This is a genomic window from Kitasatospora sp. NPDC004531 (assembly GCF_053602195.1).
In genome coordinates, this window is the sequence record NZ_JBSGDD010000036.1 from 20,109 (window position 1) to 46,466 (window position 26,358).

Sequence of the window (26,358 nt, forward strand, 5' to 3'; positions counted from 1 at the left end):
CCGGACGTCAGGGGCGGGACGGGTCGCGCAGCGGCAGGTGGGCGCCCATCACCGCGTACGGGCGGGCCGTGTTCGGGAACCGCACCGCCGGCGCCAGATCCCGGTAGCCGAGCGAACGGTACAGGCGGCGCGCCGGGGTCTCCGCGTCGATCGCCGACAGGATCGAACGGTCCAGCCCGGAGAGCCCGCACAGCGCGCGGATCAGCCGGGTGCCCACCCCCAGGCCCTGGAACTGCGGCAGCACGTGCAGCTCCGTCACCGCGAACACCCCGTCCAGCCAGTCCGCGTGGCCGCGCGCCGCCAGGTACGGCTCGATCACCGTCGACCACCAGTGCGTGCGCTGGTTCGGCATCCCGTAGCCGAACCCGACCAGCCGGCCCTGCGCCATCGCGCCCAGCGCCACCACCCCCGGCTGCAACGCGTGCCGTCCGACGATCGGCAGCCGCACCGCCACCTCCTGCGGCCCCAGCCCGAACGCGACCGCCTGGACCTCCAGCACGGCAGGCGCCCACGCCGCCAGGTCGATGGCCTCGATCGTCACCCCGGTGCGCTGCTCCATGAAGCGGGACGTTACTACCTGCCGTCGCGGGCAGCCGCGCGGCCCGTCCTCACAGCCAGGCCGCGAACTCCAGATGGAGCTCCGCGCCCGCCGCGTCGCCCCGGGCCAGCTCCGCCAGCGCGATGTCCACGGCCCGCAGCAGCGTCCAGGCCCGCACCCGGTCGGCGGGCAGCTCCACCGCCTCCGCGAGCTGCGCGAGGCGGCGGCGGGCCGCGCCGCGCGGGCCCGGGGCGGCCGCCAGGGTCTCCACCCGGTCCAGCACCAGCCGGGCCAGGTCGAACGCCCGGTCGCCCACCACCGGCCGCGGCGCGACGGCCAGCCACGGCGCGCGGTCGGCGGCCAGCACCCGCCCGTGGTGGAAGTCCCCGTGCAGCAGCCACCCGTCGCCGTCGGCGGCCAGCGCCACCGCCTCCAGCGCCTCGTCCACCAGCGGCCCCGCGTCGGCGGCGCCGGGCAGCGTCCGCCGCTCGGAGATCCGCCGCTCCAGCTCTCCGGCGTGCTCGGCGAGGGGGCGGAAGGCGTGCCCGGCGGGCGGCCGCACCCACAGGCGGCGCAGCAGGCTGGTGGCCTCCAGGGTCGCCTTCGCCTCGGCCAGCGAACGCAGCGGGATCTCGCCGTGCAGCCGCTCCAGCAGCAGCGTCCCGTCGGCCTCGGCCAGCAGCAGCACGGCCCCGCGCCCGGCCCAGGCCCGCAGCGCCGCCGCCTCGCCCGCCGCGTCGGCGGACGGCCGCAGCGCCTTCATCGCCACCGGCGTGCGGTCCTGTGCGCGGTACGCGTACCCGACCACGCCGCTGCGGCCGCCGGGCTCCGCGACCCGCTCCAGCACCAGGCCCCAGTCGGCGGTCCGCTCCCCGAACCGGGCGGGCAGCCCGGCCAGCCACGCCGCCTCGGCGGGATCGCCTCCCGTCCGAACGGCTTCGGCCAGACGCGCGGGGACGGTGAACTGCGGGGGCTGTGCGGACATACCGCCCATCATCGCGCAGAGCGGCTAGGAGGCCGAGGCGGACGGGCCGGGGTCGGGGGCGGTGAGGCCGGGGAGAGCGGGGAGGTCGGCGCCCCAGTGGGCGGCGCGGAGGGCGGCCTCGCGCAGGGCGGCGGCGGCCTGGGGGCGCACGGCGGCGGTGGCGCACAGTTCGGCGTAGGCGGCGGTGAGCTGGGTCTCCAGGTGGGCGGCGAGGCGGGCGGCGCCGGCGGCGTCGTCGACCGGGAACGGCAGCCGGTAGCCGGGGGCGGCGGCGGTGGGGGAGGCGCCGGCGGTGGTGAGCAGGCGCTGCCAGGCGTCGCGGCGGGACTGGTGGGCGGCGTACGCGGCGCGCCCGTTCTCGCGTTCCGGGCCGGTCGGCAGGAACGCGCCCACCACGCCGTAGCCGTAGACGGCGGCGTGCTCGGCGGCCAGCACGGCCTGCAGGGCGCCGGCGTCGGCGGCGGGCAGGGCGGCCGGCGGGGAGGGGAGGTCCTCGGCGACCGGTCCGGTGTCGCCGAGGGCGGCGGCGTGCGCGGCGCCGGAGGCGGCCACCGAGGCGAGCGTGCCGGCCAGCGCGGGGGAGGCGGCGGCGAGGTCGGCCAGCCGGAGGCCCGCGGTGCGGCGTTCGGCCGCGGCCAGGTCGGCGACGGTGCGCGCGGCGGCGGGGGCAGTGGGGGAGGCGGAGGTGGCGGGCAGTGACCGGGCGAGCGCCTCGCGGTGCTGGAGCAGGTCGTCCCGCAGGTCGCCGAGCCGCCCCGCGTCGGCGGGGGCCGGGGCGGCGGCGAGCACCGCGTCGTACTCGGCGAGCAGCGCGTCGGTGGCGGCGAGTTGGCGCAGTCGCAGCGGCCGGTCCGGGTCCTCGGCGGCCGGGCGGGCGGCCGTCCCCGGGCCGGAGGTGCAGCCGGACAGCAGGGCGAGCGCCCCGAGGGCCAGGACGGACCGCCGGGTCGGCGCGGGCATCGGCACTCCAGCGTGTTCGTGGGGCCGGACGCCCCCGTCGGGAGAAGCAGGACCGGTGCCGGGCGCTGCCCGGCCGAGGCTCGGACAGTACCGGGCGGCTGTGACGTTGCTCGCAGGGGGGTGGCCCCCGCCCGGGTCGGAATCGGCGGTTCGGGGGTGGACCGGATAGGCTTCGCCCTGAGTTAGCACCTACGACAACAGCAGACGCGGCCGAGGAGTCACCCGGATGAGCACCACCCCAACCGACCGGCTGCGCACATTGCTGGAGCCGCTGGCAGCCGAAGCCGGGTTGGACCTCGAAGAGGTCAAGGTGACCCAGGCCGGCAGCCGCCGCCAGGTGCAGATCGACGTGGACGCCGACGGCGGCGTCGACCTGGACGCGATCGCGGAGTTCTCCCGCCTGGTCGGCCAGGCGCTGGACGAGTCGGACCTGATGGGTGACGCCCCGTACCTGCTGGAGGTCGGTTCGCCGGGCGCCGAGCGCCCGCTGAACGAGCCGCGGCACTGGCGCCGGGCGACCGGCCGGCTGGCGGCGATCAAGCTGGTGGACGGCGCGGAACTGACCGCGCGGGTGCTGGAGAGCGACGAGGACGGCGCGCTGGTCGAGGTGCAGCCGGTGAAGGGGCGCGGCCGCCCCAAGGAGCGCCGACTGGAGTTCGCGGAGATCGCGCGGGCCCGGGTGCAGGTCGAGTTCAACCGCAAGGACGAGGAACTGCTCGACGCCGCCGCCGACATCGCGGACACGGACGAAGAGGAAGAGGAGGCGTAATCGTGGACATCGACATGAGTGCCCTGCGCGGGCTGGTCACCGAGAAGGGCGTGCCGTTCGACCTGCTGGTCGAGTCGATCGAGTCGGCCCTCCTCATCGCGTACCACCGCACCGAGGGCTCCCGCCGCCGCGCGCGGGTGGAGCTGAACCGCAAGAGCGGCCACGTGACGGTGTGGGCGCTGGAGGACGCGGCCGAGCTGGACGAGGGCGTGGAGCCCAAGGAGTTCGACGACACCCCGAGCGGGTTCGGCCGGATCGCCGCCTCCACCGCCAAGCAGGTCATCCTGCAGCGGCTGCGGGACGCCGCGGACGACAAGACCTTCGGCGAGTACGCCGGCAAGGAGGGCGACATCGTCACCGGTGTCGTCCAGCAGGGCAACGACCCGAAGAACATCCTGGTCGACATCGGCAAGCTGGAGGCCATCCTGCCTCCGCAGGAGCAGGTCCCGGGCGAGGACTACCGGCACGGCACCCGCCTGAAGTGCTACGTGGTGGGCGTGCGGCGCGGTGTGCGCGGCCCGTCCGTCACCCTGTCGCGGACCCACCCCAGCCTGGTGAAGCGGCTGTTCGCGCTGGAGGTCCCGGAGATCGCGGACGGTTCGGTGGAGATCGCGGCGATCGCCCGCGAGGCCGGCCACCGCACCAAGATCGCGGTCTGGTCGCGCCGTGCGGGCCTGAACGCCAAGGGCGCCTGCATCGGCCCGAACGGCATGCGGGTGCGCGGCGTGATGGCCGAGCTGCACGGCGAGAAGATCGACATCGTCGACTGGTCGGAGGACCCGGCCGAGATGGTGGCCGCCGCGCTGTCGCCCGCACGGGTGACCAAGGTGGAGATCGTCGACCTGGCCCAGCGGTCCGCCCGGGTGATCGTGCCGGACTACCAGCTGTCGCTGGCGATCGGCAAGGAGGGGCAGAACGCCCGTCTGGCCGCCCGGCTGACCGGCTGGCGGATCGACATCCGCCCGGACACCGAGGCCCCGGCCGAGTCCGAGTAACCAGAAGAGAAGCGCTGTCCCGAGCCCCCGGAATCTACTCGGGGGCGGTGAGTCCCCTCGGAGGGGTAGACTTGAACGTGTCTGGCCGGACGCATGTCCGCGCATGCCCTGAACGCACCTGCGTGGGCTGCCGCAAGCGGGCGGCCAAGCACGAGCTGCTGCGTGTCGTGGCGGGCGAGGGCGAGTGCGTCCCCGATCCTCGCGGCACACTGCCGGGCCGGGGCGCGTATCTGCACCCCGACCCGACCTGCCTCGACCTCGCGGTCCGCCGCAGGGCGTTCCCGAGGGCCCTCCGGGTCCAGGGCACGCTCGAACCCGGTGCCCTGCGGGAGTACGTCGGGGCAGGAGCAAGTCCGGCCGACGGTCAGTCGGCCCGCTGACGGGCCTCGCGCCCGGCAACACGCACCAGCGCACGGCAGTGGGTACGTCGCCGTGCGCCCCAAGGTCAGGTACCTCGCGAGATGGAAGTAGGTCGAGATTGCGATGAGCACTCGATGAGTACGCGATGAGTACGCCCATGAAGTAGCGACAGTCCGGCGGACGAATACCCCGGACGTATAGACAGGAGCGAAGTGGCTAAGGTCCGGGTATACGAACTCGCCAAGGAGCTTGGCTTGGAGAGCAAGGCCGTCATGGCCAAGCTCACCGAGCTGGGCGAGTTCGTGCGTTCGGCGTCCTCGACGATCGAGGCGCCGGTCGTGCGCAAGTTGACTGACGCTTTGGGAGCGACCCCGCCGTCCGGCGGCGCGTCCTCCGCGAAGCCTGGCCCGCGGAAGCCCGCGGCGCCCCAGCCGTCCGGCACCGCCGGTTCGGCCGCACCCAAGCCGGGTGCCCCCACCCCTGGCCCGCGTCCGACCGCGACGCCGGGTCCCCGTCCCACTCCCGCGCCCGCCGCGGGCTCGGCCGCGCCGAAGCCCGCCGGGGCGCCGACCCCGGGTCCGCGCCCGGCGGCCCGTCCGGCCGCTCCGGCCGCGCCCGCCCCGGCGGCCGAGTTCTCCTCTCCGGCTCCCGCCGGTGAGGCTCCGGCGCGTCCGGCCGCCCCGCGGCCGGCTCCGGCCAACCCCGCGGCCCGTCCGGGTCCGCGTCCGGCCGGTCCGCGTCCGGGCAACAACCCCTTCACCTCGGGCGGCGCGTCGGGCATGGCCCGTCCGTCCGCCCCGCGTCCGGGCGGTCCGGCCGGCGAGCGCGGCCAGCGTCCGGGTGCTCCGGGTGCGGGTGCTCCGCGTCCGGGTGCTCCGGCCGGTGAGCGCGGTCCCCGTCCCGGCGAGCGCGGTCCCCGTCCGGGCGGCCCGGGTGCGGGTGCTCCGCGTCCGGGTGCTCCGGCCGGCGAGCGCGGTCCCCGTCCCGCCGGCGCTCCGCGCCCCGGTGGTCCGGGCGCCGGTGCTCCGCGTCCCGACGGCATGCCGCGTCCGGCCGCTCCGCGCCCCGGTGCGCCGAGCCCGTCCGGGATGCCCCGTCCGAACCCCGGCATGATGCCGCAGCGTCCGGGCCCGCGCCCGGGTCCGGGTGCCGGTGCGCGTCCGGGTGGCCCCGGTGCGCGTCCGGGTGCTCCGGGTGGCGCCCGTCCGGGCTTCCAGGGCCGTCCGGCCGGTCCGGGCTCGCGTCCGGCCGGTGGCGGCTTCGGCGGCCCCCGTCCCGGTGGCACCGGTGGCGGCGGCTTCGGTGGCGGCGGCGCCCGTCCGGGTGGCTTCGGCGGTCGTCCCGGCGGCCCGGGTGCCCGTGGTGGCACGCAGGGTGCGTTCGGTCGCGGCCCCGGCGGCCGTCCGGCGCGTGGCCGGAAGTCGAAGCGCGCGAAGCGCCAGGAGTACGAGGCCATGCAGGCCCCGTCCGTCGGCGGTGTGATGCTGCCGCGCGGCAACGGTTCGACCGTTCGCCTGTCGCGCGGTGCGTCGCTGACGGACTTCGCGGAGAAGATCAACGCCAACCCGGCCGCGCTCGTCTCCGTCATGTTCAACCTCGGTGAGATGGTCACCGCCACCCAGTCGGTCTCCGACGCCACGCTGCAGCTGCTGGCGGACGAGATGGGCTTCGTGCTGGAGATCGTCAGCCGGGACGACGAGGACCGTGAGCTGCTGGAGTCGTTCGACATCGACTTCGGTGTCGACGAGGGCGACGAGGAGCAGCTGGCTCCGCGTCCGCCGGTGGTGACCGTCATGGGTCACGTCGACCACGGTAAGACCCGACTGCTGGACGCGATCCGCAAGACCAACGTGGTCGCGGGCGAGGCCGGCGGCATCACCCAGCACATCGGTGCCTACCAGGTGGTCACCGAGGTGAACGGCGAGCAGCGTCCGATCACCTTCCTCGACACCCCGGGTCACGAGGCGTTCTCCGCCATGCGTGCCCGTGGTGCCAAGTCCACCGACATCGCGATCCTGGTGGTCGCGGCCAACGACGGTGTCATGCCGCAGACGGTCGAGGCGCTCAACCACGCCAAGGCCGCCGGTGTGCCGATCGTGGTCGCCGTCAACAAGATCGACGTCGAGGGCGCCGACCCGACCAAGGTCCGCGGCCAGCTGACCGAGTTCGGCCTGGTGGCCGAGGAGTACGGCGGCGACACCATGTTCGTCGACATCTCCGCCCGCCAGGGCCTCAACATCGAGGAGCTGCTGGAGGCCGTGGTCCTGACCGCGGACGCCTCGCTCGACCTGCGCGCCAACCCGGAGCAGGACGCCCAGGGCATCGCGATCGAGGCCCACCTGGACAAGGGCCGCGGCGCCATGGCGACGCTGCTCGTCCAGCGCGGCACCCTGCGGGTCGGCGACTCGATCGTGGTCGGCGACTCCTACGGCCGCGTCCGCGCGATGCTGGACGAGAACGGCAACAGCCTCGCCGAGGCCGGCCCGTCCCGTCCGGTGCTGCTGCTCGGTCTGACCTCGGTGCCCCGCGCCGGCGACAGCTTCATCGTCGTCGACGAGGACCGCACGGCCCGTCAGATCGCCGAGAAGCGCGCCGCCCGCGACCGCAACGCCTCGATGGCCCAGCGCCGCGTCCGCGTGTCGCTGGAGGGCTTCGAGGCCGCGCTGGCCGCCGGCAACATCGAGAAGCTCAACCTCATCATCAAGGGTGACGTCTCCGGTTCGGTCGAGGCCCTGGAAGACGCCCTCGTCAAGCTGGACGTGGGCGAAGAGGTCGAGCTGCGCGTGCTGCACCGCGGTGTGGGCGCCATCACCGAGTCCGACGTGGACCTGGCGATGGGCTCGGACGCCATCATCATCGGCTTCAACGTGCGCGCCGAGGGGCGTGCCCGTACCGCGGCCGAGCGCGAGGGCGTCGACATCCGGTACTACTCGGTCATCTACCAGGCGATCGAGGAGATCGAGGCCGCGCTCAAGGGCCTGCTCAAGCCCGAGTACGAGGAGGTGCGCCTCGGCTCCGCGGAGATCCGCGAGGTGTTCCGCTCCTCCAAGTTCGGCAACATCGCCGGTGTCCTGGTGCGCGAAGGCATCATCCGCCGCAACACCAAGGCCCGCCTGCTGCGCGACGGCAAGGTCGTGGCGGAGAACCTCAACATCGAGGGTCTGCGCCGCTTCAAGGACGACGCGACCGAGGTCCGCGAGGGCTTCGAGGCCGGTGTCACGCTGGGCTCGTTCAACGACATCAAGATCGACGATGTCATCGAGACCTACGAGATGCGCGAGAAGCCGCGCGCGTAACGGCTGCTGACCGGGGTCGGCCGACGGGGTGCAGTAATCCCGTTGGCCGGCCCCGGCCGCGCTGTTAGGGTCCTGGCTGTCGGGAATCCTTCGAGGCCCCCAGGCCGGCCAGGCCTGTCATCACATGTACGTAGGTACTCTCACCTTCGACCTGCTCCTCGGCGACGTCCATTCGTTGAAGGAGAAGCGGTCGATCGTGCGGCCCATCGTGGCCGAACTGCAGCGCAAGTACAGCGTGTGCGCCGCAGAGGTCGGGAACCAGGATCTGCACCGCAGGGCCGAGATCGGCTGCGCGGTGGTGTCCGGCGACGCCGGGTACGTCAACGAGATCCTGGACAGCTGTGAGCGGCTCGTCGCCGGCCGCCCCGAGGTGATGCTGCTCTCCGCGAGGAGGCGCCACCACCACGACGACGACGAATGACCTGCGGGCGTCACCACTGTCACACCCGCATCGGAACCGGAGCGCCCACAAGGCTGGGCGCGGGCGGGTACGTTGGGGGGAGGGCCCCAGCCGGGTCGAGGTCATGACCCGGGTACCGCGCCCACTGCACGAGGAGGCAAGGCACGTGACCGACACCGCAAGGGCGCGCAAGCTCGCCGACCGCATTCAGGTGGTCGTGGCGGAGACCCTGCAGCGCCGGATCAAGGACCCGCGACTCGGGTACGTCACCATCACGGACGCCCGGGTGACGGGTGACCTGCGCGAGGCCACCGTCTTCTACACCGTCTACGGCGACGAGACCGAGCGGGAGTCCAGCGCGGCCGCGCTGGAGAGCGCCAAGGGCATCCTGCGCTCCGAGGTCGGCAAGCAGACCGGGGTGCGGTTCACGCCGACCCTGACCTTCGTCGCCGACGCGCTGCCGGACAACGCCCGGAACATCGACGACCTGCTGGACAAGGCGCGGGTCTCCGACGCCGCCGTCCGCACCGCCGCCGCCGGGGCCACGTACGCCGGCGACGCCGACCCGTACAAGGCGGCCCGCGACGACGACGAGGACGAGTGACCACGGCCGGGAAGCCGGCCGAGTCCGGTGCCGCGGGGGCGGTCTCCACTGCTGAGGTGGAGACCGCCCCCGCGGTGCTTCCGGGCCCGCGCACCGGGTCGTCCGCGCCCGACCCGGGGGCCCCGTTCGAGGCCGCCTGGGAGCGCGCCCTGGAACTGATCGCGGGCGCCGACGAGATCGACCTGATCTGCCACATCTGCCCGGACGGCGACGCGCTGGGCTCCGCGCTGGCCGCCGCGCTGGCGCTGCGGGGCCTCGGCAAGCGGGTGCGGGTGTCGTTCGGCGACGACCCGCAGATCATCCCCGAGTCGCTGTCCTTCCTGCCCGGGCAGGAGCTGATCGTCCCCGCCGACGCGGTGCCCGCCGCGCCCGCGCTGGTGCTGGCCTTCGACGCCGCCTCCGAGGAGCGGCTCGGGCTGCTGCGCGACAAGGCGTTCGCCGCCGCCGAGCTGGTGGTGTTCGACCACCACTCGTCCAACCCGGGCTTCGGCGGCGTCCGGCTGATCGACCCGTCCGCGCCCGCCACCGCGGTGCTGGTGGACGAGCTGCTGCGGCGGCTGCGCGTCCCGCTGGACCGGTCGATCGCGGCCTGCCTGTACACCGGCATCGCCACCGACACCGGCTCGTTCAAGTACCGGGCGACCACGCCGGCCACGCACGAGATGGCGGGGCGGATGCTGGCCACCGGGATCCGGCACGACCTGATCTCCCGGCAGCTGTGGGACACCACCTCGTTCGGCTTCCTGAAGGTGCTCGCCGGGGCGCTGGAGCGCGCCGTGTTCGAGCCCGAGGAGGCCGGCGGGCACGGGCTGGTGTGGACCTGGGTGCCGTACCAGGACCTGGCGCTGTTCGGGGTCACCGTGGAGGAGATCGAGGGCCTGATCGACGTGCTGCGCAAGCCCGCCGAGGCGGACGTGGCGCTGGTGCTCAAGCAGGACCCGGACGGCACCCTGCGCGGCTCCTGCCGCTCCCGGGGCGCGGTGGACGTGGCCGCGGTGTGCGCCCGGCTGGACGGCGGCGGGCACGTGTTCGCGGCCGGGTTCTCGGCCCGCGCCGGGGTGCCGGAGACGGTGCGGCGGTTCCGGGTGGCGCTGGCCGAGGAGAGTGCGCGTTAGGCTCGTCCGGTTCGGTGGACGGGGCTGCGACGGCGGCCGTGCAGGGATTGAAGCGGTAGAACGATGAAGCGTAAAGGGACGGGCCCCGACGGGCTGGTCATCGTCGACAAGCCGGAGGGCATCACCTCCCACGGCGTGGTCGCCAAGCTCCGGTGGCTGGCCGGCACCCGCAAGGTCGGGCACGCCGGCACCCTCGACCCGATGGCCACCGGCGTGCTGGTGATCGGCGTCGAGCGGGCCACCCGGCTGCTCGGGCACCTGATGCTCACGGCGAAGACCTACGACGCCACCGTCCGGCTCGGGCAGACCACCGTCACCGACGACCGGGAGGGCGAGGTCACTGCCTCCACCCCCGCCGACGCGGTGGCGCGGGAGGCGATCGACGCCGAGATCGCGAAGCTCACCGGCGAGATCATGCAGGTGCCGTCCAAGGTCAGCGCCATCAAGATCGACGGCAAGCGCTCGTACGCGCGGGTCCGCGAGGGCGAGGACTTCGAACTCGCCGCCCGGCCGACCACCGTGCACTCCTTCACCGTGCACGAGGTGCGCCCCGCGGTCGCCGAGGACGGCACGCCGGTGCTCGACCTGGACGTCACCGTCGAGTGCTCCTCCGGCACCTACATCCGCGCGCTGGCCCGCGACCTGGGCGCCGCGCTCGGCGTCGGCGGCCACCTGACCATGCTGCGGCGCACCAAGGTCGGGCCGTACTCGGTCGAATCGGCGCACACCGTCGAGCAGTTGGAGGAGAAGCTGGAGGTGCTGCCGATCGCGGAGGCCGCCGCCGCCGCGTTCCCCCGCTGGGACATCGACGCCGACCAGGCCAAGCTGCTCTCCAACGGCGTGCGGCTGCCCGCGCCCGGCCTCGGTGTGGACGGCCCGATCGCGGTGTTCGACCCGGACGGCCGCTTCCTGGCGCTGGTCGAGGAGCACGCCGGCAAGGCCAAGCCGGTCGCGGTGTTCGTCGGCTGACGCGCCGTCAACTGCCTTGGGCGGCCCCGGTGGAGAGGTTCTCCGCCGGGGCCGCCCGCGCGTTCCGGCGCAGCATCAGGCGCCAGTCGTTGCTGCGCAGGAAGCGGCCCGAGCGCTGCGGGTACTCGAAGTCGCACGGGCCCGCGTCGGTGAAGCCCAGGCGGGCGCACAGGGCGTTGGACGGGGCGTTGTCGACGGCGGGGAAGGCGTGCAGGACGCCGGGCGCGGCGGCGTCCGCGGCGGTGAGCGCCCGCAGCTCGGCCAGCATCAGGCGGCCGGCGGCGAGCGCGAGGCCGCGGCCCTGGAACTCGGGCAGCACGTTCCAACCGGTCTCGAAGACCTCCGCGCCGTGCCACTCCCGCCGGTGGTAGGCGATCGACCCGGCGGGGACGCCGTCGGCCAGCACCGCGAACATCACACCGCCCAGCGCGGGCAGCCCCAGGTAGCGGCGGTGGCGCAGCAGCAGCTGCTCCGGGCTCTCCGGGCCGCCGACGTGACGGCGCATCAGCGGCGTGTTGATGCGCTCCAGCAGGGCGAAGTGCGACTCGGACCAGGCAGCGAGGCGGACGTCCATGCCCGGATGCTGCCAGGCCGGCGGCCGCCCCGCCCACCGGTTTTCGGCGGCGGACGGGGCGTTGCGCGGCGTGTCGCCGGGGGCGCGCGAGGTGAACGGGTGTGGTGAGCGGGGCGCACGGGGTGCTGTGGGGCTGGTGGGGGGCAGGCTGACCGGCGGCCGGAACAGCGGCCGGTGTTCAGCTGCGGGAGGACGGGCGGGATGGGCGAGGGCGCGAGCGCCGGATTCGCGGGAGACCCGGCGCACGGGCTGCTGCGGATCCGGGACGTGCAGGGCCGGCTGTGCGGGCTCGGGTTCGTCGCCGACCGGCACGGCACGGTGGTGACCGCGCACGAGGCGGTGGCGGGCCTGCCCAGGCTGGTGCTGCACACCCCGGGCGGGCAGTCCAGGGTGCTCGGGCCGGAGAGCGTCGACCTGCTGCCGCAGCGCGGGCTGGCCCTGCTGCGCACCACCGCGGTCGGCGGGGTGCCCGGCCGCGCGCTGCCGATCGGCCGCGGCGAGCTCTCCGGCCCCGTCGTGGTGCCGCACCAGCGCTGGGAGGACGGCACGCCCGCGCTGGCCCGCGGCGAGCTGCTCGGCCGGGAGAACGGCCGCTGCGGCGACGGCGCGCAGACCCGCACCGTGCCCGGTGTGCTGCTGCTCGACCTCGCCGCCGCCCCGGTGGCCGGCGCGCCCGTGCTCGACCCGGACACCGGCGCCGTGCTGGCCGTCGTCGCCCCCCGGGTGCGCACCGCCGCCGCCGACGGGGTGGCCGCCGTCCCGCTGTCCGTCGGCGGCCCGGGCGGCGACGGCCCGCTCGGCGAACTGCTGGCCCGCAACGCCGCCGGCGTGCCCGCGTTCGGCCGCGCCCTCAACCTGGCCGGCGGACTGCGCCTGACCGCCGCCCAGCTCGACGCCGCCACCGCCGGGCCCGGCCGGATCACCGAACTCGCCGCCGACCGGGTCGACCGCCCCGACGGCCTCAGCGGCGAGGAACCGCAGGACACCCTGACCGTGCTGCTCGGCGACGCCGGCAGCGGCCGCACCACCGAACTCGCCGCACTCGCCGTCCGCCGGGCCGGCGCCGTCGAACCGCTGCCCACGCTCTGGCTGCGCGGCGCCGACCTGGCCCTCGGCGACCGCCCGCTCGACGACACCCTGCACCACCGACTCGCCGCCGCCGCACGGCAGTTGGGCGTCCCCGAGGCCGACCCCGCGGAGCTCGCCGAACGCTGCGCGGACGGCGGCCGCCCACTGCTGGTCGTCCTCGACGCGCCCGAGGAAGCACCGCTCGCCCTCACCACCCGCTGGCTGGACGGCGCACTCCAGTGGCTGCGCGACCACCGCGCCCGCGCCCTGGTCGCCTGCCGCCCCGACGGCTGGCAGCAGCTCGGCCCCTGGCGCGGCGCCGCCCGCGCACTGTGGCTCGGCCCGCTCACCGACGACGCCGCCGCCCGGGCCGGCCGCCGCTACGGACTGCCCGACTCCTTCCTCGGCCCCGCCGACCGCGGCCACCCGCTCGCCCTCCGCCTGGCCGGCGACCTGCGCGGCGCCGGAGTGCACGGCCCTGTCGCCGACCGCGCCGAACTCTTCGACGGCTGGTTCGACCTGGCCTGCCTGACCGTCGCCCGCCGCCTCGCGCACACCCCCGGCGGCCAGCGCCGCCACCGCCGCGGCGCCCCCGTCCCGCCCGGCGAGGACGCCCGCCGGATGCGCCGGCTCGCCGCCGTCGCCGCCGGCCGCCTGCACGAGGCCGCCCGGCTGATGCTCGGCGCGGGCGACGGGGCGCTGCCCGCCGAGGAGTTCGACCGGCTGTTCCCGGCCGCCGGCGGCTGGGCCCGGGCCGTCCACGAGGAACGCCTGCTGGTGCCCGCCGGAAGCGGCCACCGGGCGGGCCACGAGGAGTGGGGCGAGTGGCTGCAGAGCCTGCACCTGGACCTCGACGCCGCGCTGCGCCTGCTGCTCGCCGAGGACGAGGCCAACCAGGACGCCCGGGACGCCCGGGAAGCCCAGGACGCCCGGGACGCCCCCGGCGGCCCGGCGGCCCGCAACGTCCTGCCGCCCGCCGACCGGGTGAAGGACCGGCAGGGCGCCGTCGGCCGGGCCCGCGTCGGTGTGGTGGTCGGCGCGCTGCGCCGGGTCGGCGCGGCCCGCGGCGCCGGCGCGCTGGACGGCTGGCTGCACCGCATCCGGCTCGCCCTGGAACGCGCCGAACCCGGCGGCGACCCCGACTGGTGGGCCGCCCGGCTGCTCACCGCCGGCATCGCCGGCAGCCCCGACCCCGGCGCCCACCGCGAACTGCTCGAACTGCTCGTCGACCGGGCCGGCCGGGACGACCGCTTCGGCCCCGCGTTCTGGGCCGGCCTGCCACTGCCCGCCGCCGACCGGGTCGCCCTGCTCGGCCGGCTCGCCGACGGCCCCGCCGACCGCGCCCGCGCCGTCCGGGAGACCGTCGCGGAACTGCTCGCCGCCGACCCGCACACCGTGCTGCCCCTGCTGTGCGGCTGGTACCCGCACGCCGGGCGGGGCGCCGCCGACCTCGCCGACACCCTGCTGTTCGAGCACCGGGCGCTGGCCCTCGACGAGTTGACGGAGGCCCTGGTCGCCACCGCGCACCCGCGCACCGACGCGCTGCTCGGCCGGCTCGCCGAACGGGAGCCGTCCGCGCTGTGCCGCGCCGTCGACCGGTGGAGCCACGACCCGCGCCCCGAACGGCACGTCGCGGCCGCCGTCCACGCCCTGCGCACCGCCCCGCACGCGGGCGGCTCGGGCGCCCAGCTGCTGCGCCTCGCCGCCCGCACCCTGCTGGCCCGCGACGACGAACCGGCGCTGCACGGCGCGGCGCTGGCCCTGCTGGTGGGCGACCCGCAGACCCGCGCCGAACACCTGCCGGCCGCGCTGGCCGCCTACCGGGCGGGCGACCCGTTCCTCACCGAGGAGGTGCTGGGCGGCCTGGTCGAGGAGCACCCGTCCGAGGTGCTGGCCGCCGTCCGCGACCGGCTCGGGCAGCCCGGGGCGCGGGCCGGCGACGGACTGCGGGCGCTCGACCGGGCCGCCGACCCGGCCGTGGTGCGCTCCGGGGTGCTGCTCGCCGCCGAACTGCTGCGCGAGCGGCCCGAGCGGGCCGGGCAGGTCGCCGACCACCTCGACCGGCTGCTGGACGCCGGGCAGGACGGCCGCCCGCTGCTGCCCGCCGTGCTCGCCGCCGGCCCCCCGCAGCGCGCCCGCTTCGCGCCGGTGCTGGCCGCCCCCGGAAACGGCCGTGCGGGCCTGCTGGACGCCCTGCTGGCCGCCGAACGGGACCACCTGGTGCTGGGCGCCGTCGTCGAGGCCCTGGCGGCCCGGCACGCCGGCCACCCGCCGTGCCGGGTCCGCGAGTTGCTCCGCCGGATCGCCGACCGCTGGCCCGGCGCCGACGCCGTGCTGGTGCACTGCGCGGGCCGCTGGGCCGGTTTCGCCCGCCTGCTGGCCGACTGGCCCGCCGACGCCCCGCCACCCCCCGACGGGCCCCGGCTGACCAGGATGCGGACGCTCACCGACGCCGGCCGCGACCCGCAGTACGCCGCCGCGGAGGCCGAACGGCAGGTCGACCGCCCCGGCGGCCGTCTGACCGGTCACACCGGAGGCCTTCCGGTACCTGGGCAGGGTCGGTCGCATGGCACGCTATAGGGGTTCGGTTTCGGTCTTTCGAGTGCACCGGGTGTGCACACCGTAGGAACAAGGAGCGGTCAGGTGCAGCGCTGGCACGGCCTGGAGGAGATCCCCGGGGACTGGGGGCGCAGCGTCGTCACCATCGGATCGTTCGACGGGGTCCACCGCGGACACCAGTTGATCATCAATCGGGTGGTCGAACTGGCCGCGGAACTGGGGGCGAAGTCCGTCGTCGTCACCTTCGACCCGCACCCCAGCGAGGTGGTCCGCCCCGGCAGCCACCCGCCGCTGCTGGCCCCGCAGCCCCGGCGGGCCGAACTGGTCGAGCAGCTCGGCGTGGACGCCGTGCTGGTGCTGCCGTTCACCGCCGCGTTCTCCCAGGAGTCGCCCGAGCGGTTCGTTCGCACCGTGCTGGTCGACGCGCTGCGCGCGAAGGCCGTCGTCGAGGGCCCCAACTTCCGCTTCGGGCACCGCGCGGCGGGCAACGTCGACCTGCTCGCCGAGCTCGGCCGGGCCGACGACTTCGCCGTCGAGGTGGTCGACCTCAAGGTGCGCGGCGCCGCCGGCGACGGCGAGCCGTTCTCCTCCAGCCTGTGCCGCCGGCTGGTCGCGGCCGGCGACATGGCCGGCGTCGCCGAGGTCCTCGGCCGCCCGCACCGGGTCGAGGGCGAGGTCGTCCGGGGCGCCCAGCGCGGCCGCGAACTCGGCTACCCCACCGCCAACGTGGACACCGTCCCGCACTCCGCGATCCCCGCCGACGGCGTCTACGCGGGCTGGCTGACCGCCGACGGCGAGACCATGCCCGCCGCGATCTCGGTCGGCACCAACCCCACCTTCGACGGCACCACCCGCACCGTCGAGGCCTACGCCATCGACCGGGTCGGCCTGGACCTGTACGGCAAGCACGTCGCCGTCGACTTCCTCGCCTGGCTGCGCGGCATGGAGAAGTTCGACAGCATCGACGCCCTGCTGGAGCGGATGGCCGAGGACGTCAAGCGCGCCCGCGACCTCACCGAGCGCCCCTGACCCGCGGCACCCGGAAGCCCCCCGCGAAGAACCCTTCGCGGGGGGCTTTTCCGTCCGTGCTCAGCCGTGCTGCGGCGGCGGGTACCCGTAGCCGGGCGGCGGGGCCTCGTGCGGCGGCGGGTAGCCGTAGCCCGGCGCCGGCGGGCCCTGCGGCGGGTAGCCGCCCTGCTGCGGCGCCTGCGGGTACGGCTGCTGCGGCGGCTGCTGCCACGGCTGCCCGGCCGCCGGGTAGCCGCCCTGCTGCGGGTACTGCGGCGGGTACGGCTGCTGCTGCGGCGGCACGCCCTGCTGGGCCTGCTGCCACCCGCCCTGCTGCTGTTGTTGCTGCTGCCAGCCGCCCTGCTGCTGCGCCCGGGCGATGTCCTCGCCGACCAGCGCCGCCAGCTCGAAGTACGCGTCCCGGACCTTGGGCCGCATCATCGCCAGGTTGACCTCGGCGCCGGCCGCCAGGCTCTCGTCGAACGGCACCACCACGACGCCGCGGCAGCGGGTCTGGAAGTGCGCCACGATGTCCTCGATCTTGATCATCTTGCTGGTCTCTCGCACCCCCGAGACCACCGTGATCGACCGCTGCACCAGGTCCGCGTAGCCGTGCGCGGACAGCCAGTCCAGCGTGGTCGAGGCACTGGAGGCGCCGTCCACGCTGGGCGTGGCCACCACGATCAGCTGGTCCGCCAGATCCAGCACCCCGCGCATCGCCGAGTACAGCAGGCCGGTGCCCGAGTCGGTCAGGATGATCGGGTAGTGCTGGCCCAGCACCTGGATGACCTGGCGGTAGTCCGAGTCGTCGAAGGTGGTGGAGACCGCCGGGTCGACGTCGTTGGCGACGATCTCCAGGCCCGAGTTCGGGTCCTGCGAGGTGAACTGACGGATGTCCATGTAGTTGCGCACGTGCGGGATCGCCGTCACCAGGTCGCGGATGGTCGCCCCGGTCTGCCGCTTGATGCGGCGGCCCAGGGTGCCCGCGTCCGGGTTGGCGTCGATCGCGATGACCTTGTCCTGCCGCTCGCTGGCCAGCGTCGCGCCCAGCGAGGTGGTGGTCGTGGTCTTGCCGACCCCGCCCTTGAGGCTGATCACCGCGATCCGGTAGCAGGTCGTCACGGGGTGCCGGATCAGCTCCAGCTTCTGCTGCTTGCCGGCCTGCGCCGACTTGCCGCCGAACTGGAACCGCGACTGCTTCTGCACCTTCGGCTGGCCGCGCAGCAGCCGGTCCGAGGAGAGCTCGACGGCCGCGGTGTAGCCCAGCGCCGCACCGTGCGCCGCCGCCTGCGGACCGGGCTGCTGGAACTGCGCCGGCGCCTGCGGGGCGTTCTGCGGGCCCGAGTGCTGCTGGTACGCCGGACCCGGCCCCGGACCGGCCTGCGGCCAGCCGCCGGCCCGCGGGTCCACCGGCGGCTGCCCGGCCCACTGCTGCTGGCCCTGCTGCGGGTACGCCGGGGGCTGCTGCTGCACCGGCGGCTGCTGGCCCTGCTGCGGGTACGCCGGCGGCTGCGGCTGGTTGGGCCACGGCTGCTGCTGCACCGGGGGCTGCTGCACGGGCGGCTGCTGGCCCTGCTGCGGGTACACCGGCGGCTGCTGCTGCACCGGCGGCGCTTCCTGCACCGGCGGCTGCGGCTGCGCGGCCGCGAGCTCCACCGGGGGCTGCGGCTGCACCGGAGGCTGCTGAACGGGCGGCTGCTGCTGGACGGGAGGCTGGGCAACGGGCGGCTGGGCAACGGGAGGCTGCTGAACGGGGGCCTGCTGGACCGGCGGCTGCTGCTCCGCCGCGGGCGGCTGCGGCGCCGCCTCCGGAGCGGCCGTCACCGGCTGCGCCACCGGCGGGACCTGAGCCTGCACCGGCTGCGGCTGGGCCTGCTCGGGCACGGCCGGCGGCTGCTGCACGGGAGGCTGCTGCACCTCCGGCTGCACCGGCTGCTGCTGCACCGGAGGCTGCTGAACGGGGGGCTGCTGTGCCACCGGCGGCTGCTGGAGCGGCGGTTGCTGCACCGGCGGCTGCTGCTGGACGGGCGGCTGGGCCGGGCCGGGAGCGGCGCTCTGGGTGTACCAGGACGGAGGGGTGTAGTCCGGGGCATCGGACCAGTCATCGTCGTCCTCGGCCGCGTTGTCGCCGACGTAGACGCCGTCCCGATCGCTGCTCACTGGGGCTCCCTCGTTTTCGCCGACGTTGCTTCGGCGGTTGCCTTCGGGCAACAAGACTAGGCCGTGCAGGCGGCTCCGATGAAGGCGGAGCCCGACCTGACGGCAGATCGGAGCGGGTCGGCCGACCGGCGGGTCCCGCGGGGAACACCGCCCCCGTCGGACCCACCGGCCGGCCCGCCCGCGCGACGCGGCCCGCCGGCCGCACCGCGTCAGTCCATGCGGCGCGGGCCGCCCAGCACCTGGGTCTCGGCCTCGCCCGGATTGGTCATCACGTACTGACGGCGCATCCGGGTCGCCCACAGGGTGATGTGGTCGGGCATCGTCGGCAGGGTGTTCACGTCGCCCGGGGACAGCGACAGGATGCGGCCCACCAAGTCGGACTCCTGCGGCGACACCCGCTGCAGGCCGACCAGGTCGGCGGCGTTCAGCACCCGGCTCGCGTTCGGGCCCAGGTACGGCAGCACCGTCAGCGTGGTCTGCCACGGCGCCGCCGACAGCCGGCTGCGCGAGGGCCGCGCACCCAGGTCGCGAACCACCAGGACGGGGGACGCCACCGACGCGCCCTGCGCGCCCAGGCGGCCGACCTGGTGGATCGTCACGCACGGCTGCCCGCCGCCCGCGGCCTGCGCCATCGGCGCCCACGCCTGCGGACGGCCGGTCTCCACCGCGATCCGGGCACCGGTGGCGGCGGCGCGCAGCGCGATCAGCTGCGCCGTCCACATGCCGCCGACCAGCACCACGTCGTACTGGGTGGGCCGGAACAGCCCTATCACCGCGGGCTGCTGCTGCTGGTCGAGGCCGATCACCACGCCGTCGTCGCCGACCGGGAAGGACACCGCGGCGAGGTCCTCGACGGTCAGCACGTGCTTCTCCCGGCGCGGGCCGCGCAGGCCGAAGCCGGGACGGACCCGGACCCGGGGCTGCTCGGCCGACTGCGGGGCCTGGCCGGAGTAGGTCTGGTAGGCCATCAGGACGTCCCTCCCAGGGGCAGCGTGGCGAGCAGGCCCGGGCCGTGCTCCTGGTCGAGCCGGGTCAGCGCGGTGCCGGCGTGCTGGGCACGGGACTCCACCAGGCGGCCCACCTGGGCGATCTCGCTCTCGCTGCGCGCGGTCAGCCGGACGTGCCCGCTGAGCGCCACCGCGCCGCCCATCGCGCGGCTGGCGGTGACCGAGAAGGTGGAGGCGAACGCCGCCGGGGTGCTGGTGAGCTGGTTGACCAGCTCGGGTGCGGCGACCCGGCCGCCGCCGGCGCCGGGCCGGGTCAGCTCCGGCCACTTGGAGATCCAGTAGGTGGCGTGCCAGCGGTCGTCGATCCGGCAGAACTTCGCGGACTCCTGGGCCCGGCGCACGCCGACCCCGCCGCCGCCGGAGCCCTGACGGCCCGCCACCGCGACCGGGTTGGCGCACACCGAGATGGCCAGCGCCGCGATCAGCTCCCGCTCGTCCAGGACGGTCGCGGTGAAGCCGGCGCTGTTCAGCCGCCCGGCCAGCTGGTCGGTGACCCGCTGGAGGGCCTTGCGGGCGCCCTCCTCACCGCCGCCGCGCGCCAGCACGGCCGTGGAGGCCTGCTCCGGGTCGAGCTTGACGGCCACCCAGGTCAACCGCAGCGCGGGGGTGTTCACCCCTCCGGGGGCCTGCTGGTAGGCGCGCGCGGCCAGCGAGTGCTCCGGCAGGTACGGCGCGGGCGCCGGCTGGGTGTGCTGGATCAGCTGCACCGACTCCAGCGGGATGTCGTCGACCTGCAGCACCGAGCAGATGATGTCCAGCGGCAGCGAGGAGTTGGCGCGGCCGGGACGCAGCGGCTGGTCCTTGGACTGCACCAGCAGCACCGAGGTGAAGAACGTGCCGTCGCCGACCATGCCGGTCTCCCGGCGCAGCGGCCGGCCGTCGCCGAGGTCGGTCTCGATGGCGTGGGTGCAGGTGCTCAGCGCCGGCTCCAGCTCCATCACCGGCGCCAGCGCCGGGTCGGTGCCGGGCGGCGGAACGTTGTACTTGGCCTCCCGGCGACGGGAGTTGTACGCGGAGCGGACCCCGAGCGCCTCGCCCATGGTGCGGCCGCCGAGGCGCAGCAGCGCCACCACGACCAGGACCACGGCGGGCACCGCGAGCACCGCGGCCGTGAGCTTGTTGATCGACCAGCCGACCGCCACCAGGGCGACGGCGACCTCGAGTTGGACGATCTGCTTGAGTTCCAGGCGGCGGGCGAGCAGCCCGGGCCTGGGCAGCAGTCGCAGGCCCACCGGGCCGGTGGCCACCGGGGCCGCGGCGGTGCGGGCCCGCCGCCCGCCCTGGGCGTCCGGCCTCCGACCGTGCGAGGTGGAGCGTCGTCGTGCTGGAGCGGACTGGCTTGGCATCCCCCGAATTGCCCTCTCTGCTTCAGATGTGCCGTCAGATCCCCGTGCGGCCGCGGCTCTCGGGCCACCGGCCGCGGGCCGGGTCGACGGCCCGGATGGCGGACCGTCGGAGCCTACCCGTTACCGTACTCACCGTCTGCTGTCGCATCGTAGAGGGTTGACCGGTCCGGACGCCCGCCGGGTGGCAGACTCACGCACAGCACAAGCGCGTTGACACCCGCTGGTCGGGTCACACAGGGGAGACGGGGACGAGCATGGCATCACGCCGGGACGAGCTGAACGCCTACACCTTCGCCCGCAAGCGGATGGTGGGGGCATTCCTGCAGCCGGGGGGCGGCGGCAACGACGAGGACGCGCCGCGTCCGATCCGCGCGGTGCTGCCGAGCTTCGTGATCGGCGCCGTCATCGTCGCCGGCTTCGGCATGTGGGGCGTCATCAAGCCCAGCGCGCCGCCGAACTGGGACAACGGCAAGTACATCCTGCAGGGCAAGTCCTCGACCACCCGCTACGTGGTGCTGCCCGACTCGAAGACCGGCAAGCCGACGCTGCACCAGGTGCTGAACATGTCCTCGGCCCGGCTGGTGCTCTCCGAGGGCGCCACCGTGCAGACCGTCGCCGACGACGTGCTGGACAAGTACCCGCGCCGCGGCCCCGCCATCGGCATCCCGTACGCGCCGGACAAGCTGCCGAAGCCGGACGACGCGAGCGCCGCGAAGCTGTGGTCGGTCTGCGACAAGCAGGGCAAGGAGAACCTGCAGTCGGCGATCGGGCAGTCGGTGTTCATCGCGGCGGGGGCGGACACCAAGACCCTGCAGGGGGAGCGCAGGCTCACCGAGCGGCAGTCGCTGTTCGTCCAGGAGCCGGACATCTCCGCGAACCAGCCCGGGTCGAGCTACCTGGTGGACTCCAACGGCCTCAAGCACGCGGTCGGCGTCATGGACACCACCACGAGCGACCGGAAGGCCCTGGTGACCGCGCTGGTCGGCCCGGGCATTCAGCCCCAGCGGGTCACCAAGGAGTGGCTCGCCACCGTGGCGGACGGCGACCCGATCGAGTTCACCCGGGTGGACAACGCCGTCGGCGCGCAGTCCTCGCTGGAGCTCTCGCAGCCCTCGGAGAAGAAGGTCGGCCGACTGCTGAAGTTCCAGGACAACAGGTACTACGTGGTCGGGCAGAGCAAGCTGTACGAGGTCACCGAGTTCCAGGCGAACCTGATGCTCAACGACCCCGCGACGCAGGCCGCGTACGGCAGCACGCCGCCGGCCTTCGGCACCCTCGGCGCGAACGACCTGAGCACGCTGGAGGCGAAGACCTCCACGGACCTGCTGGCCAAGTCCGGCAACCTGCCCAAGTTCAAGTCCCCGGCCGTCAACATCGGCGACAAGGACGCCCGTACGGTGATCTGCTCGACCTTCGACGGCTACGACGGCAACAAGATCAAGCAGTCGGTGTGGGCCGGCACCGCCTACCCGGCGGACATCACCGCGGACGCGGTCAGCGCCCACGTGACGCCCGGCCACGGCCTGCTGTACCGCGCGCTGGAGGGCAACACCGGTCCCAGCGACGGCGGTTCGGGCCGCGACTTCCTGATCACCGACTCCGGCCTGCGCTTCTCGCTGCCCGCCAACAACGACGGCGGCTCCGGCGCGACCGCGAGCCCCAGTCCGAACGCGCAGGGCGGGGAGAAGAAGGGTACGAACGAGTCCCAGGTGCGCCTCGGCTACAAGTCGATCAATCCGCAGTTCGTGCCCGACGCGTGGTCGAAGCTGGTGCCGGCCGGACCGGTGCTCAACACCAACACCGCACTTCAGGCCCAGAACGCCTGACGAATCGTCAACGCCGGTGCGGGAGTTCAGTGTCATGGTCTGGTAACTACCCGCTACCCGGTGTTGGGCCAACCGCACTTGGCCGTTACAGTGCTACAGAGCACCACACCACGTGGTGCCCGTGCGGGCGTTCGCCACAGGGGCGCCCGGACGAAGTCTGTCTCATGGGGGACGGTGGATCATGGCAGGTCAGTTCACGACGACCGCGGAAGAGATGACCGCGTTCGCTAACCGCATCGGCGAGGTCAACCAGCAGGTCCAGGGTGAGATCACCCGCCTGAACAACCTGGTCTCCGAGATCGCGTCCGGCTGGAAGGGCGCGGCTGCGACCGCGTACCAGTCGATGCAGAACCGGGTCAACGAGGACGCCACGGCGCTCAACAAGGTGCTCGACGAGATCCGTCAGGCGATCGAGGCGACCACCAAGGCCTACTCGATGACCGAGGACGAGCAGGCGGCTGCGGTCGGTGGCATCTCCGGCTGACGCCGGGATCGGTAACCGCCACACCGCGCCCTCGCGGGGGCGCGCCGTGCATCCATCGAAGGGGAGACAAGCATGTCCATTCTCGTCAATTTCAACACGATCCAGAACGCCAGCTCCGAGGTCCGTCAGACCGCCGCGCGCGTTCAGTCCCAGCTCGACGACCTGAAGGCGGGCGTCCAGCGCATCGCCTCCTCGTGGGAGGGTGCGGCTCAGGAGGGCTACCAGGCCCGCCAGGCCCAGTGGGACGCCAAGGCCGCCGACCTGCAGCAGACGCTGACCCAGATCGCGACCGCGCTGGACAACGCCGCGCAGAGCTACCAGCAGACCGAGAACTCGAACTCGCAGCTCTGGGCCTGAGTCTCCCTCCAGGGGACTCCGCGCAACTAGCGCTCTTCTCAAGGGCGGGCGTCCCACGGGGCGCCCGCCCTTCGCGCGTGGCACGGGGCACGCGCCGAACACGGGTGGAAGCAATGAGGGGTGGACTTCAGGTGTCGTCGGGATCGTTGCGCCGGGCCGGCGCGGTGCTGCTGGTACTCGGGGTGGTCGGCACCACCGCTGTCGGGCCCGCTTTCGCCGAGCCCTCGTCCGCGCCCTCCGGGGAGTCCAGCTACCGGCCGCCGGTGGCGATCGCGGCGGCCGGCGACTGCGCGTCCAAGGACGTCGAGGCCGTGCCGTGGGCGCTCCAGCGGGTCTTCCTGGACGAGCTGTGGGGCGTCAAGAACGGCAAGGCCGAGCACTCCGGGGACGGCGTCAAGGTCGCGGTGATCGACACCGGCGTGGACGTCGCCAACCCGCAGCTGGGCGGCCCGAACAAGGTGATCGCGGGGCCGGACCCGCTCGGCGCCTCGACGCCGGCCGACAAGCAGAAGCCGCAGGGCGACAGCCGGACCGACCCGGTCGGGCACGGCACCAAGGTGGCGGGCATCATCGCGGCCGCGCCGCGCGAGAAGGTCGGCTTCGTCGGCCTGGCCAAGGACGCCACGATCTACTCGATCCGGCAGAACGACGCCGAGGGCCACGGCAGCGTCAAGACCCTGATCGAGGCCATCAACGCGGCGGTCACCGCGAAGGTCGACGTCATCAACATCTCGCAGGACGTCCGGATCGAGGCGGACCCGGAGAAGGCGTCGGGGCAGAAGCCGTTCGCGGAGTACGACGACCTGGTGGAGGCGCTGAACCGCGCCGAGAGCCAGAAGATCGTGGTGATCGCCTCCTCCGGCAACGACGGCGCCGAGGGCGACACCTACCCGGCCGCCATCCCCACCGTGCTGGCCGTGGGCGCCTCCGACCGCAACAACGAGCGGGCCCAGTTCTCGCAGTACGGCGACTTCGTCGACGTGGTCGCGCCGGGCGTCGACATGCTCTCCACCGTCCCCGGGGCGGGCCAGTGCACCGACAACGGCACCAGCTTCTCCGCGCCCTACGTGGCCGGCCTGGCGGCGATCCTGAAGGGCCAGCACAAGGACTGGACGGCCGCGCAGATCCGCACCGTGATCGAGCAGACCGCGCAGCGCACCGAGCACAGCCGCAACAAGTGGATCGGCTGGGGCGTGGTCGACCCGGTCAAGGCGGTCAACTTCGAGGGCCTGCCGGAGTCCTCGCCGCACCCGGACGCGCCGACCAAGCTGGACACCGCTCCGCTGATCGCGCAGCCGCTGGGCATCGAGGAGACCCAGGCGGACCGGGACCGGCGGACCGGCACCTTCGTGCTGGGCGCGGGCGGCCTGCTGGTGGCGGGCCTGGCCGGCGGGGCGATCGTCACCCGCGACATGGGCCGGCGCCGCCGCCACTGAGGGCGTGGAAGGCCCCTGGAAAGGGGTCGGCCCCGCCGGTCGGGGGGAACCGGCGGGGCCGAGAGGGAGCGGGGTGCAGGGGGTCAGACCCGCTCGTCCTCGGGAAGGGTGATCACCCAGCGGGTCTCCTGCCGGGGCCGCAGGTAGACCACCCAGTAGAGGCTGGCGACGGCGGTGATGCCGAGGGTCCACCACAGGCCCGGGCCGGCCAGGCTGTAGAGCGTGAAGCCGAGCGCGGCGATGACCAGGATCGGCAGCGCGGGCCACAGCGGCTGGCGCCAGGCGGGGGCGTGCTTGTGGTGGCCGCGGCGGGAGAACAGCGAGCCGACGGCGACCAGCAGGTAGAGCGCGGCGACCGCGACGCCGGTGATCTCGATCAGCAGGGACTGCGGGACGAAGCACAGCACCGCGCCGGGGATGCCGACGGCCAGCGTGGAGACCCACGGGGCGCTGAACTTGTTGAGGGTGCCGAAGGCGTTGTTCACCGGCTCCGGCCAGGCCTTGTCGCGGCCGGAGGCGAACAGCACCCGGGAGTTCTGGATGACCATCACGATGCCGGCGTTGATGATGGCCAGCGCGATGCAGAGGCTGATGAAGGTGCCGAGGCCCGAGTTGCTCCAGCCGATCACCAGCTGCGAGATGTTGCCCTCGCTCAGCGCGGTGAGGTCCGGCGCGCCCATGGTGATGGCGGCCACCGGGATCACGATGACGGCGACCGACAGGCCCAGCGTCCACAGCACGGTGCGGGCGACGTTCTTGCGCGGGTTCTCCAGCTCCTCGGAGAGGTAGATCGCGGTGGAGAAGCCCTGGGTGACGAACAGCGCGGTGCCCATCAGGGCGACGATCGCCCCGATGCCCACGCCGGAGGTGGCGCCGGCCGCGTCGGCGACGGTGCCGTGCAGCATGCTGTCCGCGCCGCGCTCGGTGTGGGTGAAGCCGAGGAAGGACACCACCGCGCAGGCGATGACCTCCAGCACCAGGAAGATGCCGGTGATCCAGGCGTTGGCCCGCAGGTCCAGCAGGCCGGCGACGGTCGCCGCGACCATCACCACGGCGCCGGCGATCATCGGGTCGACGTGGATGATCGGTTCGAGGTACTCGGCGGTGCCCATCGCGATGATCGAGGGCACCAGCATCACCACGATCAGCGACTGGATGAAGACCAGCCACCCCGCGAACTTGCCCGCCAGCGTGCCGACCATGGCGTACTCGCCGCCCGCGGAGGGCACCAGGGTGCCGAGCTCCGAGTAGCAGAACGCCACCGCGACGCAGATCACCGCGCCGATGACGATCGACATCAGCGTGAACGTCCCGAGTTCCTTGAACAGGTCGGGGACGAGCACGAAGAGCGAGGACGCCGGGGTCACGCAGGAGAGCGTGAGCAGGGTGCCGCCCACGACGCCGAGCGATCGGGCGAGCTTCTTCGGGGCGTCCGCGCCGGTGGCGGTCCCCGTGGCGGGGGCGGCTGCCTGCGGGGGAAGCGTGTCGGTCATGGGGCATCCGATCGAATGTGCGTCGTGACTGGGGGTGGGAGCGGTATCG

General features: G+C 74.4%; 22 protein-coding genes. 14 read left to right on the plus strand and 8 right to left on the minus strand.

Going from position 1 to position 26,358, the window contains the following annotated elements; translation table 11 throughout:
• Positions 1-7 precede the first annotated feature (7 nt).
• From ACWEMJ_RS16865 to ACWEMJ_RS16875, 3 genes are read right to left on the minus strand one after another with little or no spacing between them, the layout of a single operon-like run.
• Positions 8-559 (minus strand): GNAT family N-acetyltransferase, encoded by a 552-nt coding sequence (locus ACWEMJ_RS16865; RefSeq protein WP_452137811.1) that lies wholly within the window; start codon positions 557-559, stop codon positions 8-10.
• Positions 560-608: 49 nt separating this feature from the next.
• The gene (locus ACWEMJ_RS16870; protein ID WP_452137812.1) at positions 609-1,523 is read right to left on the minus strand and encodes an aminoglycoside phosphotransferase family protein; all 915 of its coding nucleotides are present in this window, start codon (positions 1,521-1,523) and stop codon (positions 609-611) included.
• 24 nt (positions 1,524-1,547) lie between these two features.
• Positions 1,548-2,483: a ferritin-like domain-containing protein gene (locus tag ACWEMJ_RS16875; protein ID WP_452137813.1), complete on the minus strand. Its 936-nt coding sequence runs from the start codon at positions 2,481-2,483 to the stop codon at positions 1,548-1,550.
• A gap of 226 nt (positions 2,484-2,709) precedes the next feature.
• Between ACWEMJ_RS16875 and rimP the strand changes: the two genes are divergently transcribed.
• The 8 genes from rimP to truB all read left to right on the plus strand — a co-directional run bounded on the left by rimP (position 2,710) and on the right by truB (position 10,991).
• Entirely contained in the window at positions 2,710-3,252 is a 543-nt protein-coding gene (rimP, locus tag ACWEMJ_RS16880) for a ribosome maturation factor RimP (RefSeq protein WP_452137814.1), read from the plus strand.
• Between the two features lie 2 nt (positions 3,253-3,254).
• On the plus strand, positions 3,255-4,247 hold the full coding sequence (gene nusA / locus ACWEMJ_RS16885) for a transcription termination factor NusA (RefSeq protein WP_452137815.1): 993 nt from the start codon (positions 3,255-3,257) through the stop codon (positions 4,245-4,247).
• Between the two features lie 77 nt (positions 4,248-4,324).
• Positions 4,325-4,627 (plus strand): YlxR family protein, encoded by a 303-nt coding sequence (locus ACWEMJ_RS16890; RefSeq protein ID WP_452137816.1) that lies wholly within the window; start codon positions 4,325-4,327, stop codon positions 4,625-4,627.
• A gap of 192 nt (positions 4,628-4,819) precedes the next feature.
• Complete coding sequence (infB, locus tag ACWEMJ_RS16895) at positions 4,820-7,903, plus strand: translation initiation factor IF-2 (RefSeq protein WP_452137817.1); 3,084 nt, start codon at positions 4,820-4,822, stop codon at positions 7,901-7,903.
• A gap of 124 nt (positions 7,904-8,027) precedes the next feature.
• Entirely contained in the window at positions 8,028-8,324 is a 297-nt protein-coding gene (locus tag ACWEMJ_RS16900) for a DUF503 domain-containing protein (protein ID WP_043909696.1), read from the plus strand.
• Between the two features lie 145 nt (positions 8,325-8,469).
• Positions 8,470-8,907: a 30S ribosome-binding factor RbfA gene (gene rbfA, locus ACWEMJ_RS16905; RefSeq protein WP_400902665.1), complete on the plus strand. Its 438-nt coding sequence runs from the start codon at positions 8,470-8,472 to the stop codon at positions 8,905-8,907.
• A gap of 56 nt (positions 8,908-8,963) precedes the next feature.
• On the plus strand, positions 8,964-10,022 hold the full coding sequence (locus ACWEMJ_RS16910; protein WP_452137818.1) for a DHH family phosphoesterase: 1,059 nt from the start codon (positions 8,964-8,966) through the stop codon (positions 10,020-10,022).
• A 63-nt stretch (positions 10,023-10,085) separates the two neighbouring features.
• Entirely contained in the window at positions 10,086-10,991 is a 906-nt protein-coding gene (truB, locus tag ACWEMJ_RS16915) for a tRNA pseudouridine(55) synthase TruB (protein ID WP_452137819.1), read from the plus strand.
• A 7-nt stretch (positions 10,992-10,998) separates the two neighbouring features.
• Here truB and ACWEMJ_RS16920 read toward each other — a convergent pair whose 3' ends face one another.
• On the minus strand, positions 10,999-11,565 hold the full coding sequence (locus ACWEMJ_RS16920; protein WP_452137820.1) for a GNAT family N-acetyltransferase: 567 nt from the start codon (positions 11,563-11,565) through the stop codon (positions 10,999-11,001).
• A 201-nt stretch (positions 11,566-11,766) separates the two neighbouring features.
• Between ACWEMJ_RS16920 and ACWEMJ_RS16925 the strand changes: the two genes are divergently transcribed.
• Both ACWEMJ_RS16925 and ACWEMJ_RS16930 read left to right on the plus strand, forming a co-directional pair.
• On the plus strand, positions 11,767-15,213 hold the full coding sequence (locus ACWEMJ_RS16925) for a serine protease (protein ID WP_452137821.1): 3,447 nt from the start codon (positions 11,767-11,769) through the stop codon (positions 15,211-15,213).
• 63 nt (positions 15,214-15,276) lie between these two features.
• Positions 15,277-16,221, plus strand: a complete 945-nt coding sequence (locus ACWEMJ_RS16930) for a bifunctional riboflavin kinase/FAD synthetase (RefSeq protein WP_452137822.1) — start codon at positions 15,277-15,279, stop codon at positions 16,219-16,221.
• Between the two features lie 60 nt (positions 16,222-16,281).
• Here ACWEMJ_RS16930 and ACWEMJ_RS16935 read toward each other — a convergent pair whose 3' ends face one another.
• The 3 genes from ACWEMJ_RS16935 to eccE form a co-directional block, all read right to left on the minus strand.
• Positions 16,282-18,360 carry a nucleotide-binding protein gene (locus ACWEMJ_RS16935; RefSeq protein WP_452137823.1) on the minus strand — a complete coding sequence of 693 codons (2,079 nt, stop codon included), beginning with the start codon at positions 18,358-18,360 and terminating at the stop codon, positions 16,282-16,284.
• Between the two features lie 209 nt (positions 18,361-18,569).
• Positions 18,570-19,328: a hypothetical protein gene (locus ACWEMJ_RS16940; RefSeq protein ID WP_452137824.1), complete on the minus strand. Its 759-nt coding sequence runs from the start codon at positions 19,326-19,328 to the stop codon at positions 18,570-18,572.
• Positions 19,328-20,713, minus strand: a complete 1,386-nt coding sequence (gene eccE, locus ACWEMJ_RS16945; protein WP_452137825.1) for a type VII secretion protein EccE — start codon at positions 20,711-20,713, stop codon at positions 19,328-19,330. The genes ACWEMJ_RS16940 and eccE overlap by 1 nt, the downstream gene beginning before the upstream one ends.
• A gap of 254 nt (positions 20,714-20,967) precedes the next feature.
• On the opposite strand from eccE, the gene eccB reads away from it, so the two are divergent.
• From eccB to ACWEMJ_RS16965, 4 genes are all read left to right on the plus strand, one after another.
• Positions 20,968-22,539 carry a type VII secretion protein EccB gene (eccB, locus tag ACWEMJ_RS16950; RefSeq protein ID WP_452137826.1) on the plus strand — a complete coding sequence of 524 codons (1,572 nt, stop codon included), beginning with the start codon at positions 20,968-20,970 and terminating at the stop codon, positions 22,537-22,539.
• A gap of 181 nt (positions 22,540-22,720) precedes the next feature.
• Positions 22,721-23,023, plus strand: a complete 303-nt coding sequence (locus tag ACWEMJ_RS16955) for a WXG100 family type VII secretion target (protein WP_452137827.1) — start codon at positions 22,721-22,723, stop codon at positions 23,021-23,023.
• 72 nt (positions 23,024-23,095) lie between these two features.
• Complete coding sequence (locus tag ACWEMJ_RS16960) at positions 23,096-23,380, plus strand: WXG100 family type VII secretion target (protein ID WP_452137828.1); 285 nt, start codon at positions 23,096-23,098, stop codon at positions 23,378-23,380.
• Positions 23,381-23,493: 113 nt separating this feature from the next.
• Positions 23,494-24,816, plus strand: a complete 1,323-nt coding sequence (locus tag ACWEMJ_RS16965; RefSeq protein ID WP_452137829.1) for a S8 family serine peptidase — start codon at positions 23,494-23,496, stop codon at positions 24,814-24,816.
• An 83-nt stretch (positions 24,817-24,899) separates the two neighbouring features.
• Here the strand turns inward: ACWEMJ_RS16965 and ACWEMJ_RS16970 are convergent, their stop codons facing one another.
• The gene (locus ACWEMJ_RS16970; RefSeq protein WP_452137830.1) at positions 24,900-26,309 is read right to left on the minus strand and encodes an APC family permease; all 1,410 of its coding nucleotides are present in this window, start codon (positions 26,307-26,309) and stop codon (positions 24,900-24,902) included.
• Positions 26,310-26,358: the final 49 nt, after the last annotated feature.

Coding starts and splice junctions, on each gene's coding strand:
- ACWEMJ_RS16865 (WP_452137811.1), bottom strand. CDS start 559: ATGGAGCAGCGCACCGGGGTGACGATCGAGGCCATCGACCTGGCGGCG.
- ACWEMJ_RS16870 (WP_452137812.1), bottom strand. CDS start 1,523: ATGTCCGCACAGCCCCCGCAGTTCACCGTCCCCGCGCGTCTGGCCGAA.
- ACWEMJ_RS16875 (WP_452137813.1), bottom strand. CDS start 2,483: ATGCCCGCGCCGACCCGGCGGTCCGTCCTGGCCCTCGGGGCGCTCGCC.
- rimP (WP_452137814.1), top strand. CDS start 2,710: ATGAGCACCACCCCAACCGACCGGCTGCGCACATTGCTGGAGCCGCTG.
- ACWEMJ_RS16900 (WP_043909696.1), top strand. CDS start 8,028: ATGTACGTAGGTACTCTCACCTTCGACCTGCTCCTCGGCGACGTCCAT.
- truB (WP_452137819.1), top strand. CDS start 10,086: ATGAAGCGTAAAGGGACGGGCCCCGACGGGCTGGTCATCGTCGACAAG.
- ACWEMJ_RS16920 (WP_452137820.1), bottom strand. CDS start 11,565: ATGGACGTCCGCCTCGCTGCCTGGTCCGAGTCGCACTTCGCCCTGCTG.
- ACWEMJ_RS16925 (WP_452137821.1), top strand. CDS start 11,767: ATGGGCGAGGGCGCGAGCGCCGGATTCGCGGGAGACCCGGCGCACGGG.
- ACWEMJ_RS16940 (WP_452137824.1), bottom strand. CDS start 19,328: ATGGCCTACCAGACCTACTCCGGCCAGGCCCCGCAGTCGGCCGAGCAG.
- eccE (WP_452137825.1), bottom strand. CDS start 20,713: ATGCCAAGCCAGTCCGCTCCAGCACGACGACGCTCCACCTCGCACGGT.
- eccB (WP_452137826.1), top strand. CDS start 20,968: ATGGCATCACGCCGGGACGAGCTGAACGCCTACACCTTCGCCCGCAAG.
- ACWEMJ_RS16955 (WP_452137827.1), top strand. CDS start 22,721: ATGGCAGGTCAGTTCACGACGACCGCGGAAGAGATGACCGCGTTCGCT.
- ACWEMJ_RS16960 (WP_452137828.1), top strand. CDS start 23,096: ATGTCCATTCTCGTCAATTTCAACACGATCCAGAACGCCAGCTCCGAG.
- ACWEMJ_RS16965 (WP_452137829.1), top strand. CDS start 23,494: ATGAGGGGTGGACTTCAGGTGTCGTCGGGATCGTTGCGCCGGGCCGGC.
- ACWEMJ_RS16970 (WP_452137830.1), bottom strand. CDS start 26,309: ATGACCGACACGCTTCCCCCGCAGGCAGCCGCCCCCGCCACGGGGACC.